Here is a 13,633-nt window from a genome sequence, read left to right on the forward strand (position 1 = left end):
CTGTTGCCCCCCGAAAGGAACTGCCGTGAAAATCATTGCCGCTGAAGTGTTCGTGACAAGCCCGTCCCGGAACTTTGTGACCCTGCGCATCACAACGGACGACGGCGTTACCGGCATCGGTGACGCTACGCTGAATGGCCGCGAACTTGCTGTTGCCGCATACCTCAAAGAGCACGTGGCACAGCTGCTGATCGGCAAGGATCCGCACAGGATCGAGGACACCTGGCAGTTCCTGTACCGCAGCTCCTACTGGCGCCGCGGCCCGGTCACCATGGCGGCCATCGCCGCCGTGGACATGGCACTGTGGGACATCAAGGGCAAGGTGGCCAACATGCCGGTCTACCAGCTGCTCGGCGGTGCGTCACGCAACGGCCTGCGGGCCTACGGCCACGCCTCAGGCTCGGACATCGAGTCGCTGTTCGACTCCGTCCGTGAGCACCTGGAACTGGGCTACAAGTCCGTCCGCATCCAGACCGCCGTCCCGGGCATCAAAGCCGTCTACGGTGTGGCTGCCCAGGCTCAGGCCTCGGGCGAACGCTACGACTACGAGCCTGCCGGCCGCGGCGCGTTTCCGGTGGAAGAGGACTGGGACACCCGCGCCTACCTGCGCCACCTGCCCACCGTTTTCGAGGCCGTCCGCAACGAATTCGGTCCGGAACTGCCGCTGCTGCATGACGGACACCACCGCATGACCCCCATCCAGGCGGCCAAGCTTGGCAAGGCCCTGGAACCGTACGACCTCTTCTGGCTTGAGGACTGCACGCCCGCCGAAAACCAGGAGGCCCTGCGCCTGGTCCGCCAGCACACCACCACCCCGCTGGCCATCGGTGAAATCTTCAACACCGTGTACGACTATCAGACCATCATCAAGGAACAGCTGATCGACTACGTCCGCGCAGCATCCACCCACTTCGGCGGCATCTCCCCGCTGAAGAAGGTCATGGACTTCGCCGCCCAGTACCAGATCAAGTCCGGTTTCCACGGCCCCACCGACATCTCCCCGGTGGGCTTCGCCGCCCAACTGCACGTGGGCCTGGCCATCCACAACTACGGCATCCAGGAATACATGCAGCACTCGGACAAGACCAACGAGGTCTTCGAGCAGTCCATGACCTTCGTGGACGGATACCTGCACCCGGGCGACAAGCCCGGCATCGGCGTCGAATTCAATGAAGAAGCCGCAGCTGCCTACCCGTACCAGCAGGCCTACCTGCCGTACAACCGCCTGGTGGACGGCACTGTCCATGACTGGTGAGGCACCACAGGTGATCAACAACCAAACCGGCACATCCACCGAGGGCCGGATCGGCCCCCGTGTCATCGTCATGGGCGTCTCAGGCTGCGGCAAGACCACCATCGGTGACCTGGTGGCCAGGGAACTGGGTGTACCGTTCCTCGACGGCGATTCGCTCCATCCCGTGGAGAACGTCGCCAAAATGGCCGCCGGCACACCGCTGACCGACGAGGACCGCTGGCCGTGGCTCGCCAGGGTGGGTACGGAACTTGCCGCCGCCGGAAGCGGCGGACTGGTCCTGGCCTGCTCGGCACTGCGCCGGAGCTACCGCGACGCCATCCGCGCCCAGGCGCCGGACACGGTGTTCCTGCACCTGCATGGCAGCAAGGAAGTCCTCGGATCGCGGCTGGAAGGCCGCACCGGGCACTTCATGCCGGCAGGGCTGCTCGAATCGCAGCTCGCAACACTCGAAGCCCTGGAAGCCGATGAGGCAGGAATCGTGGTGGACATCGCCGGGCCCGTGGCCCAGGTGGTGGCCGACGCCCTGGCAGGAATCGCCGCCGCGAAGGCACCCGCCGGAGGTCCCGCCGTCGGAAGCTCAGCAGACAGCGCCTCAGGTGCCGCCGGCACCCAGGGCCGCCAGTTCGACGTCGACCTCAAGGCCGCGCCGTTCAACCTCGATGACGCAGCGGTTGAGTGGGTGAACAGCACCCTGGAATCGATGACGCTCGAGGAAAAGATCGGCCAGCTCTTCATCAACCACAACAACGATTACTCCCCGGAGTACCTCGACGGCGTGCTGGAGAACTACCACGTGGGCGGCATGCGCTACCGGCCGGGCCCCTCGGGCGCCGTGCAGGAGCACATCCGTTACGCCCAGTCGAAGTCCAAGGTGCCGCTGCTGGTGGCGTCCAACCCGGAAATGGGTGGGGCCGGAAGCTGCGACGACGGCACGTTTGTGTCCACGCACCTGCAGGCCGGATCGCACCCGGACAAGTCCATCGCACGCCGGATGGGCCAGGTGGCCGGCGTCGAAACCGCCGCACTGGGCTGCAACTGGGCCTTCGCTCCGATCGTGGACATCCACTACAACTGGCGGAACACGGTCATCTCCACCCGGTCTTTCGGCAACACGCCGGAGATCGTCGTGGAGCGCGCCAAGGAATACTTCGACGGCATCAGCGAGTCACCCACGGCCTGTGCCATGAAGCATTTCCCGGGCGACGGTGTGGACGAGCGCGACCAGCACGTGGTCACCTCCTACAACACCTTCGGCTACGAGGAGTGGAACAAGACCTACGGGCATGTGTACCGCGAAATGATCGGCCACGGCGTGCAGTCGATCATGATCGGGCACATCGGTGCGCCGGAGCTGTCCCGGCACTTCCGCCCGGGCCTGGCAGATGCGGACATCAAGCCGGCCACGCTGGCGCCCGAGCTGCTCCAGGACCTGTTGCGTGGCGAGCTTGGCTTCAACGGGCTGATCCTCACGGATGCCTCGCAGATGATCGGGCTGACCCAGGCCATGAAGCGCAAGGACCTGGTCCCTGCCACCATCGCCGCCGGTTGCGATATGTTCCTGTTCTTCCGCAACCCGGCGGAGGATTTCGGCTACATGCTGGACGGTTACAAGTCCGGGGTCATCACCGAGCAGCGCCTGCACGACGCCCTGCGCCGCATCCTGGCACTCAAGGCCTCGCTGGGGCTGCACCTGAAGGCCCGCGAGGAGCTGGTTCCGGCCACCGACGCGTTGGCCAAGATCGGCAGCGCGGAGCACCGTGCCGTGGCCGCCGAGGTTGCGGACAAGACCGTCACCCTGGTCAAGGACACCGCACACAACCTGCCCATCACGCCGGAAACGCACAAACGGATCCGCCTGTACGGCATCTCCGGCGATTCGGACTTTACCCGGGCTGATCCGCTGGCCTACCTGGAGAAGGTCAAGGACGAGCTGGAAAAAGCCGGCTTCGAGGTGCACCTGTTCAAGACGGCCGCCCAGCGTGAGGCTGCGGGGGAGACGGGCATCAACTTTATGTCCGTCATTTCCGAGGAAGCCACGGGGGACTACGCGGACAAGTACGACGCCGCGTTTGTGTTCGCCAACGTCAAAGGGTTTGCCCAGGAAGCGGCCATCCGCATCAAGTGGTCCACTCCCATGGCGGCGGAAATCCCGTGGTACGTCACGGAAGTGCCCACGGTGCTGGTGTCACTGAACCAGCCGAACCACCTCATTGACGTGCCGATGGTCAAGACCGCTATCCACACGCATGCGGATTCGGTGGAGGCCATCCGGGCCACGATCGAAAAGATCATGGGCAAGTCCGGGTTCCAGGGGACGTTCAACGACAACGTCTTCTGCGACTCATTCGACACCCGGCTCTAACCAGGCACCGCACCAAGGCCGCACGCGCATCAATTGAGCGTGCGGCCTTGGTGTGTCCGGCGTAGCGTTAGGGCATGGAGCGGACGGCATGCGCTGTTGTAGGTGGAGGCCCGGCGGGCATGATGCTGGGGTTGCTGCTGGCCCGGGCGGGCGTGAGAGTCACGGTCCTGGAAAAGCACGGCGACTTCCTCCGGGATTTCCGCGGCGACACCGTGCATGCCTCCACGATCCGGTTGATTGACGAGCTCGGACTCGGCGACGAATTCCGCAAACTTCCGCAGAGCCGGCTGAGTACCGTTGCGCTTCCAGTCCCGGGCGCCGGCCTGGTCACCTTCGGCGATTTCGCATCTTTGAAGCCCCCGTACAACTACATCGCCATGATGCCGCAGTGGGACTTCCTGAACTTCCTGGCCGGCGAGGCTGCGCGCGAACCGACCTTCACGCTGCTGATGGAGCATGAAGCCGAGTCGTTAATCTTCGACGGCGGCCGCGTCACCGGTGTCCGCTACCGGACGCGTGATGGCAGTGAAGGGACACTCCGCGCGGACCTGGTGGTGGGCGCCGACGGACGCCATTCCGTGCTGCGTCGCGGCGCCGGGCTCCAGCCGAAGGAGTACCCGGTGCCGTTCGACACCTGGTGGTTCAGGCTTCCGCGACTTGCTTCGGAAAAGAGCGAGGTTGCGGGGATCGTTCCCGCGTTCCGGGACGGGGAAGCCATGATTGCCCTGTTCCGTGACGACTACTACCAGATGGGGTACCTCGGCCCGAAAGGAATGGACGCGCGGATCCGGGCTGAAGGGGTGGAACGGTTCAGGGAACGGGTTGCCGGCCTGCGTCCCGACCTGGCCGACCGCGTGGACTCGATCCGTTCGATTGAGGATCTTCACTGGCTGGATGTGCGGCTGGACCGGCTGAGGCGGTGGTACGTGGAGGGGCTGCTGTGCATCGGCGACGCCGCCCACGCCATGTCACCGGCCGGAGGCGTGGGGATCAATCTTGCCATCCAGGATGCCGTCGCGGCCGCAGCCCGGCTGGCTCCCGCACTTCTCCGCCGCGACGTCAGTGTCAAGGACCTGGCGGCGGTGCAGCGGCGGCGCAGGATGCCCACAGTTGTTGTCCAAACCGTCCAACGCGTGATGCACCGGGCAGTGTTCGTTCCGTTGTTCACCGGGAAGAGGACAGGGGTCCCGCCGTTCCTGCTCTTTGTGGTCCGGCATGTTCCGCTGGCGCGGCGGCTCCTGCCCCGGATGATCGCCTTCGGACCCAGGCCCGAACATGCACCGGCCTTTGCGCGCCGCGTTCGGCCGCGGGAGGCGCAGGGCCGCGCCGTCACAAACCCGGAAACCACTAAACTGGAGACCATGACTTCCCCTCTTGATGCCGCCGCCGCACGTGCCCGCCTCCTTGAACTGATCAAGGAACTTGCCGTTGTCCGCGGCAAAGTGATCCTCTCCAGCGGTGCCGAGGCCGACTACTACATCGACCTGCGCCGCATCACGCTGCACCACGAAGCCTCCAAACTGGTGGGTCAGGTCATGCTGGCCTTGGCCGACGACGCCGGGATCGACTTTGAGTGCGCCGGCGGCCTGACCATGGGTGCCGACCCCGTGGGAACCGCGGTGATGCACGTGGCGGTTGATGCCGGCCGTCCCGTGGACGCCTTTGTAGTCCGCAAGGCCCAGAAGTCCTACGGCATGGGCCGGCAGGTCGAAGGGCCGTCCGTCGAGGGGCGCAAAGTCCTGGTGCTCGAGGATACGTCCACCACCGGCGGGTCCGCGCTGACCGCCGTCGAAGGCGTCCGCAAGGCAGGCGGGAATGTGGTGGCTGTGGCCGTCATCGTGGACCGGGACACCGGGGCCAAGGAAAAGATCGAGGCCGAAACCGGCGTGCCGTACCTGTTCGCCTTCGGCAAGGACGAGCTGGGACTTTCCTAACAGCCAGGGGTTGGAAGAGGGTCGGGGAGCCGAGGTGCCGGTATCATATTCTCAGGCCTTTTCGCACCATTTGGAGAAAGTGCACCATGCTCCCACCCGAAGCACCCTTGAACACCACCGAACAAATCCAGAACCTCATCCTGGAAAGTGCGGACTTTGAGGATTTCCTCAATGAACTCGCCAGGTTTTCGGCGCACCAGATGGCGGGCGACGGCGATGACGCCCTGTGCGGAATTACGCTCCTCCGTGACCGCAAGGCTGCCACCATCGGCTGGAGCAGCGACGACGCCCGCGACGTAGACGAAATCCAATACTCGCTGTCGCAGGGCCCATGCCTGACCGCGGCCGAGGAGCAGCGCGAAGTCAACGTGCCGGACCTCTTCGAGGAGGACCGGTGGGGACCAACCTACGCGGACGCAGTGGCTTCCCATGGGCTGCGTTCCGTGCTTTCGCTGCCCTTTAATCTTCAGGGCGAGGCCCGGGCTGCGCTGAACCTTTATTCGGATGTGCCGCATAAATTCGATGAACGCGCCGCAGCCAAAGCCCGTGGCTTTACCCGGGAGATTTCCCAGGCCTTGCGGCTGGCGGTCAGGTGCGCAGCCCACAGCGACAACGCCACCAACCTCCGTGCCACCCTGGAGTCCCGCACCATCATCGACATCGCGATTGGCGTCGTCATGGCACAGAACCGCTGCAGCCAGGATGCCGCGGTCCAGATCCTGACTGATGCCTCGAGCAACAGCAATACCAAACTTCGGGACATTGCGAAGGCTCTCGTGGACTCCGTAGGCGGAACCGGCACCCGCACCCACTACCAGCAGCCGGAACAGGCCCAGGCGGTCTGAACGCGCACTGCCTGCGCTTGTGCCGGGTCAATCCGAAGGCTACGCTTGCGGAGGTTGAGCCGTCGGCCATAGACACCCCCTTTATTTGGAGTACCTATGGACCACCCCTCAAACGGCGGCGACGGCCTGCAAGCCACCACCAACCATGACGAGCTCACAGACACCGTCCGGGTTGACGTCCTCGGGAGCCTCGACCAGGCATCGCGCCCAGCCCTCGTCCACATGATTCAGACGCTCCGCAGCAGGGGAATCCAGTCCTACGTCAGTGTTGACCTGTCCCGGGCCGCCCGGGTGGAGTCAACGGCACTGGCCGGCCTTCGCACGGACTTGAACACCATGGAAGGCGCGCCAGTCACTCTTGGTGGCGGCGTTTCCTTGCTGCTGACCGGTACGGAAGCGGAGCAGCCGGATGGCAACACCGTAGTCCCGATACGGGAAATCACTGAGGTACTCGAGGCAGAATACGCCGCTGCTTTTAACGCTCCCAGCCTGTCGGACGCGGAGCCGCTACCGGTGCCGCTGGCCATCCGCCCACTGGCGGACTACTCCGACGACGAACTCTACGCCGCCAGCGACGAAGTGTTTTCGCTGCTTGATGACCCGGAGGCTGTGGGCGGCCCGGACCTGCTTGGCCGGTACAACGACATCGGCGAGGAAATTCTGCGGCGGACCCCGCTCACTGAGCTGTTGAACCCAGCCGAGGAACGGCAAGCCGCAAGCTAACGCCGCTTTGTCCCCGCCCGGCTCCCGGTCAAGGGGAAACCGGGTTGCGTGGGCGGCTTCTCCTGTGGCTACGGTAGAGATGTGCCGTACCGAGAGGAAGCAGAACCGCTGGAAAGGCCCGGGCAGCCAGGGGTGCACCAAGCCCGGCTGCTTGCCGACGCCGCTGCCCTCAAGCGGTTTTCGCGCCGCGGGTTCCTCGCCGGAGCGGGTGCCTCCACCGTGCTCGCGGCGGACATGCTCTTCACCCGCCGGGTGCAGGCAGAACGGCGGGTCAACAGGATCCTGCAGGTGCCGGACGATTTCGCGGACGCCTACTACCCGAATGCCAGCTGGTTCCTCTTCCCGGGCTTCAAGACCAGCTGGGAAGAGGCGCAGTGGATCCTGAACGCCCTGCGGGGGGCGTTGAACAAGAGAGGGATGCTGGCCGCCGTCGGTTATTCCAACCAGGGGCTGGATATCGACCAGGTGGTGAGCGCGGTCATTGAACACGTCCGTGCAAAGAAGCTCACCAAGCTCTACTTCTACGGGCACAGCTTCGGCGGCATGGTGGCCACGCAAGTAGCCGCGCGGCTTCGGGAACTGCACGGAGTGGAAGTCGAGTTCATCCTGCTGGACTCCAGCCCGTACAGCCGGAGCGACGTGCTGGACGAGAGCTGGTTCGACGGCGTGGTGTTCCTCTACGAGAGCGGCTTTCGTTTTCCCTCCGTGCTGCGTGGCAGCTACGAGCTGGGGGAGCGCGTTATCCACAAAGATGAGCGGACATGGCGCCAGATCATTGACCAGTCGTGGGAGCAGCTGTCTCCGATCGCGCCGTCCAGCGTGCTGATCCAGTCGGAGTCGGCGTATATCTACCACTTCGACGGCAGCCTTTTTGTGGACCAGCTGGGCGGCGCCCGGATGGCGTACATCGGCAACCCGAATGACCGCACGGTCCGGTACCAGGGGGCCAGGAACGCGTGGTCCGCCGTGTTCGCCCCCCGCATGGTTTCCGCGGACCTGCAGACCGTAGGTGCCCTTCCGGCCCACGCGAGCCCGGGCTGGAGTCCGCTCGTCTACCGGCCCATCGTGGATAAGCTGATGGACGAGTTCTTCCCGTTGCCCCGCGGGGGCTCGAGGGTGAGCATCTTCTAAATCTGGTTCTTCAGGTCCGCCACGGAATTCAGCACTTGATTGGGCCGGAACGGGAAAGCAGCAATATCCTCGCGCTGCGTGATGCCGGTGAGCACCAGCACCGTGTGCAGCCCGGCCTCCATGCCGGCAACAATGTCAGTGTCCATCCGGTCGCCGATCATCGCGGTGGTTTCGGAATGGGCGTCGATCTGGTTCATCGCGGAACGGAACATCATGGGATTCGGCTTGCCAACAATGTATGGTTCCCGGCCGGTGGCCTTCGTGATCAGCGCGGCGATGGCACCCGTGGCGGGCATGGGTCCGTCCTTGGACGGGCCGGTGGCGTCCGGGTTGGTGGCAATAAAGCGGGCCCCGGCCAGGATAAGTCGGATGGCCATGGTGATTGCCTCGAAGGAATACGTGCGGGTTTCGCCGAGCACCACAAAGTCCGGGTCCTGGTCGGTGAGGATGAAGCCCGCCTCATGCAGCGCCGTCGTCAGCCCTGCTTCGCCGATGGTGTAGGCGCGGTTTCCCGAACCGGAACCCCGCACCTGGTCCTTGAGGAACTGCGCGGTGGCCAGGGCGGACGTCCAGATGTTCTCCTCGGGAATCTCCAACCCGGAGGCACGGAGCCGGGCCGCCAGGTCGCGCGGCGTGAAGATCGAATTGTTGGTCAGCACCAGGAATCGCTTGGATGTGTCCACCCAACGCTGGATCAGTTCTGCGGCGCCCGGTACGGCATGGTTTTCGTGGACCAGTACGCCGTCCATGTCCGTCAGCCAGCATTCAATCTCCTGTCCGCTGCGGTACACCGCAGGGTTTCCTGCTACCTCGTCTGCTTCTGCCACGTTTACCTCCACAGGTGATGAATGCTCCAGTGCACCAGTCTAGTGTTGAGGGGTGAATCAAACGCCCGGGACCCCAGCCGATCCGCACGCATTCGGAAAGACGGAGCCTGAGGAGGAATACGCGCCAAAGCCGGAGGTCGGCGTCGGGCCCTGGGAAGGCGAGCTGCCCGAAGGCGCTCAATGGGACCACGAGCTGCTGGCGGACGGGGACCGGCGCAACGTGGTGGACCAGTACCGGTACTGGAAGCACGACGCGATCGTGGCGGACCTCGATTCCAAGCGGCACAACTTCCACATCGCCATCGAAAACTGGCAGCACGACATGAATATCGGCACCGTGGTGCGGACCGCCAACGCATTCCTCGCCAAGGAAGTGCATATCATCGGACGACGCCGGTGGAACCGCCGCGGAGCCATGGTCACCGACCGCTACCAGCACGTCCGCCACCACCCCACAGTGGAGGATTTCGTGGCATGGGCGCAGGGGGAGGGGCTGGCGATTATTGGGATCGACATCTTCCCGGACTCCGTGCCGCTGGAGACGTACGAGCTGCCCAGGGACTGCGTGCTGGTGTTCGGCCAGGAGGGGCCAGGGCTGACCCCGGAAGTCCACGACGCCGCGCTGGCCACCCTCTCCATCGAGCAGTTCGGTTCCACCCGCTCCATCAACGCTGCTTCGGCGGCGGCCATAGCGATGCACGCCTGGATCCGCCGGCACGTGTTCAACCAGCCCGTGTCCTAGCCCGCATCACCCCTACCACCGCCCTCCGAAACCCCGTCGAAAGTGCACTTCGCGCTAGTCGAATCGCGGTGCACCAGCGCGAAGTGCACTCTCGGTGCACCGGAGCACCCGGGGCTGTGGATAACTCCTGCGTGGGTAAAGCATCAGGGCAACAATTGGGTGCATGCGCAAAGCCGAGTTGCCGGACCAGCTGAAGGGCGTGGCCTTTGCTCTGCGGACGTCGGACAAAGCCGGCGTGACACGCACCCGGACCAGGGCCAAGGATCTCCTTCCGGTGTCCCGCGGGATACGGATTCCACTGGCCGCACAGCCTTCCGGTGCGGACGCTGTGCGGGCGTATACAGACGTGGATGACACATCCATATTGGTGCTGTGCTCAGCCGCGCGGGTGATAGGGATGCCGGTGCCGGCTCCGCAGGAAGGCGACTGGCGTATCCATCTGCCGCGGCGCCGCGGGTTCGCTGCTCCGCGCAGGGCCAACGTGGCGGGTCACCTCCTGACGCTGGCACCGGATGAGGTGATGGAGTGCGACGGCGTCCGGCTCACCACACCGGCCAGGACGTGGCTGGACCTGGCCTCTATGCGCAATTCTGTGGATGATCTGGTGATAGCAGGGGACTACCTGGTGAGCAGTCATGGGGAGGATTTTCCGTTCCCTCGCGATGCCATATGCAGAATTCAGGAGCTGCGCAACATCGTTGGCCGGTACCCGGGGTTGCGTGGAATCCGGAAGGCCCGCGAGGCGCTTGAGCTGATCCGTGTGGGCGTCGACTCCGTCCCCGAAAGCAGGATGCGTCTGGCCCTGGTGATGGCAGGGCTGCCCGAACCTGTTCTGAACCACATCGTTCGCGGTGATTCGGGGCTACCTGTCCTCTGGCCCGATGCGGCGTATCCCGATCACCGGATCGCCCTGCAATACGACGGAGAACACCATGGGCGCGAGGACCAGTATCAAAAGGACATCGTCCGGGCCGAGGTGTCCGCCCGCTATGGGTGGTACGAGGTCCGGGTTTCGAGGATCGATCTTACGGGTGACCGGCCCGGCGTCGTTGGCAAGGTGCGCAGCGCCCTGGCGTACCGCGCCGAGATCGCACTTCGCGCTGGTCGTGGCGCCGGACATTAGCGCGAAGTGCACTCTCGGCACAGGGTGTGAGCGCGAGTGTTACCCGCCCGCGTGACCGGAAACACTGCCGCTGCAGAGAAATGGCTAGGATGGTGGCTAGCCGTAAGAGGTCTACTCCAGGGTCACAACCCATAGACGAAAATTCAGCATAGGAGTCAGCATGCCCATTGCAACCCCAGAGATCTACTCCGAGATGATCGACCGCGCGAAGGCCGGCGGCTATGCATTCCCGGCCGTCAATGTCACCTCCTCGCAGACGCTGAACGCCGCACTGCGCGGCTTCGCCGAGGCTGAGTCCGACGGCATTGTTCAGGTGTCCACCGGCGGTGCCGCCTACTGGTCCGGTGCTGCTACCAAGGACATGGTGGCCGGTTCGCTTGGTTTCGCCGCGTTCGCCCGTGAAGTTGCCCAGAACTACAACGTCAACATCGCCCTGCACACGGACCACTGCCCGAAGGACAAGCTGGACGGCTTTGTCCTGCCGCTGCTGGCAGCTTCGGAGGCCGAGGTCAAGGCCGGCCGCAACCCGATCTTCAACTCGCACATGTGGGACGGTTCGCACGAGCCGCTCAATGAGAACCTGAGTACCGCGCGTGAGCTGCTGGAGCGTACGGCTGCGGCGAAGATGATCCTCGAAGTTGAAATCGGCATTGTGGGCGGCGAGGAAGACGGCGTGGAGAACGCCATCAACGACAAGCTGTACACCACGGTCGAGGACGCCCTGGCCACCATCGAGGCCCTCGGCGCCGGCGAGAACGGCCGCTACATCACGGCCCTGACCTTCGGCAACGTGCACGGTGTGTACAAGCCGGGCGGGGTGAAGCTGCGTCCGGAGATCCTTAAGGACATCCAGGCCCAGGTGGGAGCGAAGCTGGGCAAGGACAGCCCCTTCGACCTCGTGTTCCACGGCGGTTCGGGTTCCTCCGACCAGGAGATCGCTGACGCTGTCTCCTATGGTGTGATCAAGATGAATATCGACACCGACACCCAGTACGCCTACACGCGTCCGGTGGTGGATCACATGTTCCGCAACTACGACGGTGTGCTGAAGGTCGACGGCGAGGTGGGCAACAAGAAGCTCTACGATCCGCGTGTCTGGGGTGCCTCCGCCGAAGCCGGCCTGTCCGCCCGCGTCGTCGAGGCAACCAAGCAGCTCGGTTCCGCCGGAAAGACGTTCTAAATATGTCCGACGAGTTCCGCAAGAACCTGATGGGCCCGGAGCCTACGCTCCTGCCTGCCGAGACCGACGTCTACCAGCAGCTGGAAGCCGGCCAGGAAGCCCTGGACCTGGTGGAGAAGCACCCCACGTCGTCGCTGTTGTGGGCTGTCCTGGCGGAGGAGGCGTGGGCCGAGGGCCGCACCATCGACTCCTACGCATACTCCCGCGTTGGCTACCACCGTGGCCTGGACTCTCTGCGCCGCAACGGCTGGCGCGGCGTAGGCCCCATCCCTTGGGAGCACGAACCCAACCGCGGGTTCCTGCGGGCGCTTTACTCGCTGGGCCGGGCTTCCGCCGCCATCGGCGAAGCTGAAGAGCCGGAACGCATCGAGAAGTTCCTGAACGACTCGGACCCGGCCGCGAAGGCAGCCATCGAAGCGAAGTAAGGCGAAGAGCAACGCGAGGTCACTTCCCGCCCGATAAACCACCGTTTTTGGGCAGGATGTGACCCCGCGTTGTTTGTTAAATTACGACGGCGGGCGGTCACCTTTTCTTCTGAAAGGTAACCGCCCGCCGTCGTACCGTTTTAGGTCAGCTAGCAGCCTTGACCAGACCGGTGCGGGCCATGGCGTCGGCGTAGGCGACGCGCATTTCCTCGAGGTACTGCTCCTGGCGGGCGGGGGTTCCGGCGAACGCTCGGCCGCTGAGGGAGCGGACCTTGTAGGTCTTCAGCCCGCGGCGCCAGATCATGGGCACCTCGGTCTTCAGCAGCAGGTTGGCCAGGCGGTTGGCTTCGGTGCCGTGTGCCACGATCACGGAGGCGCGGGGGACCAGAGCCAGGAACTTGAGCAGCGGCTTGAGGCCTGCGGAGATCTGGTCCGGGGTGAACTTGCCGTTGACCTCGCCGGGCGTATGCCATGGGTGGACGTTCCACGGCATCACGAACTCCGGACGAAGGCCCAGCTTCCACTGGATGCCGAGCATGCGGGTGGCGGCGTCGTCGTCGCCGGCGGTGATGAATCCGGAGGGGTCGGCCTCACCGATGTTGGAGTAAAGGCTGATGATGCGGCATTCGTCAACGTCGTGCATGGGGTCGACGTAGGGAACTTCGGTGTGGGGCTTGACGCTCTGCAGGGAATCGCACAGCTCGTTGACGCCGGCAACGTTGGGCTCGTAACGGCGGCTCAGGAGCTGTTCACGGAAAGATTCGGGGGCCAGGGCTGTCATATAGTGCAATGTCTCCTGCGGGGCTCGGTGCTGCGCCAGCCCGGAAATGGGCGCGGTAGGGCGCGGCAAATCCGGGATGGTTTGAAATGTGGTGTGGACCGATTCCTAGTCGATCTCTATCAGTCTACCAAGCCCAGCGAAACGAAACGCCGGGCCGGCGACGTTTTGATACGACGGGGAGGAATCTAGCCAGGGTTGTCAAGGTCGTTGACTTATCTCGTATAGCTTGGTTGGCTGCTGTCCCGGTCCGCAACGATAATGTCGCGGCCGGCGCACCCTAATGCACTCGAAAGAGGTAACGCACT

The 13,633-nt window shown here is 64.4% G+C and carries 12 protein-coding genes and 1 pseudogene; 11 read left to right on the forward strand and 2 right to left on the reverse strand.

Annotated features, from left to right (window positions below; all coding sequences use genetic code 11):
* Positions 1-25: 25 nt before the first annotated feature.
* From manD to AB4Y73_RS11250, 7 genes and pseudogenes are all read left to right on the forward strand, one after another.
* The gene (gene manD / locus AB4Y73_RS11220; protein WP_441871529.1) at positions 26-1,255 is read left to right on the forward strand and encodes a D-mannonate dehydratase ManD; all 1,230 of its coding nucleotides are present in this window, start codon (positions 26-28) and stop codon (positions 1,253-1,255) included.
* 70 nt (positions 1,256-1,325) lie between these two features.
* Complete coding sequence (locus tag AB4Y73_RS11225) at positions 1,326-3,617, forward strand: gluconokinase, GntK/IdnK-type (RefSeq protein ID WP_441871712.1); 2,292 nt, start codon at positions 1,326-1,328, stop codon at positions 3,615-3,617.
* 74 nt (positions 3,618-3,691) lie between these two features.
* A pseudogene (locus AB4Y73_RS11230) lies at positions 3,692-4,903 on the forward strand (FAD-dependent oxidoreductase); the annotation flags it as partial.
* Positions 4,904-4,978: 75 nt separating this feature from the next.
* A complete protein-coding gene (pyrE, locus tag AB4Y73_RS11235) occupies positions 4,979-5,551 on the forward strand; it encodes an orotate phosphoribosyltransferase (protein ID WP_441871714.1) in 573 nt (190 codons plus the stop codon).
* A gap of 86 nt (positions 5,552-5,637) precedes the next feature.
* Positions 5,638-6,396, forward strand: a complete 759-nt coding sequence (locus tag AB4Y73_RS11240; protein WP_441871531.1) for a GAF and ANTAR domain-containing protein — start codon at positions 5,638-5,640, stop codon at positions 6,394-6,396.
* A gap of 96 nt (positions 6,397-6,492) precedes the next feature.
* Complete coding sequence (locus tag AB4Y73_RS11245; RefSeq protein WP_441871533.1) at positions 6,493-7,119, forward strand: hypothetical protein; 627 nt, start codon at positions 6,493-6,495, stop codon at positions 7,117-7,119.
* 81 nt (positions 7,120-7,200) lie between these two features.
* On the forward strand, positions 7,201-8,250 hold the full coding sequence (locus AB4Y73_RS11250; protein ID WP_441871535.1) for a thioesterase domain-containing protein: 1,050 nt from the start codon (positions 7,201-7,203) through the stop codon (positions 8,248-8,250).
* Here the strand turns inward: AB4Y73_RS11250 and AB4Y73_RS11255 are convergent.
* Entirely contained in the window at positions 8,247-9,077 is an 831-nt protein-coding gene (locus AB4Y73_RS11255; protein WP_441871537.1) for an HAD-IIA family hydrolase, read from the reverse strand. The two genes, AB4Y73_RS11250 and AB4Y73_RS11255, sit on opposite strands and share 4 nt — an antisense overlap.
* A 52-nt stretch (positions 9,078-9,129) precedes the next feature.
* Between AB4Y73_RS11255 and AB4Y73_RS11260 the strand changes: the two genes are divergently transcribed.
* The 4 genes from AB4Y73_RS11260 (at position 9,130) to AB4Y73_RS11275 (ending at position 12,547) form a co-directional block, all read left to right on the forward strand.
* A complete protein-coding gene (locus AB4Y73_RS11260; protein ID WP_441871539.1) occupies positions 9,130-9,819 on the forward strand; it encodes a TrmH family RNA methyltransferase in 690 nt (229 codons plus the stop codon).
* A gap of 163 nt (positions 9,820-9,982) precedes the next feature.
* Complete coding sequence (locus AB4Y73_RS11265) at positions 9,983-10,942, forward strand: endonuclease domain-containing protein (RefSeq protein ID WP_441871541.1); 960 nt, start codon at positions 9,983-9,985, stop codon at positions 10,940-10,942.
* A 160-nt stretch (positions 10,943-11,102) separates the two neighbouring features.
* Positions 11,103-12,122, forward strand: a complete 1,020-nt coding sequence (fbaA, locus tag AB4Y73_RS11270) for a class II fructose-bisphosphate aldolase (protein WP_441871543.1) — start codon at positions 11,103-11,105, stop codon at positions 12,120-12,122.
* A gap of 2 nt (positions 12,123-12,124) precedes the next feature.
* Positions 12,125-12,547, forward strand: coding sequence for a DUF3151 domain-containing protein (locus tag AB4Y73_RS11275; RefSeq protein WP_441871545.1), 423 nt, complete (start codon positions 12,125-12,127; stop codon positions 12,545-12,547).
* Positions 12,548-12,692: 145 nt separating this feature from the next.
* Here the strand turns inward: AB4Y73_RS11275 and AB4Y73_RS11280 are convergent, their stop codons facing one another.
* Complete coding sequence (locus AB4Y73_RS11280; protein WP_441871547.1) at positions 12,693-13,328, reverse strand: uracil-DNA glycosylase; 636 nt, start codon at positions 13,326-13,328, stop codon at positions 12,693-12,695.
* Positions 13,329-13,633 lie beyond the last annotated feature (305 nt).

It is taken from the genome of Pseudarthrobacter sp. TAF60_1 (assembly GCF_052113505.1).
Taxonomy (GTDB): Bacteria; Actinomycetota; Actinomycetes; order Actinomycetales; family Micrococcaceae; genus Arthrobacter.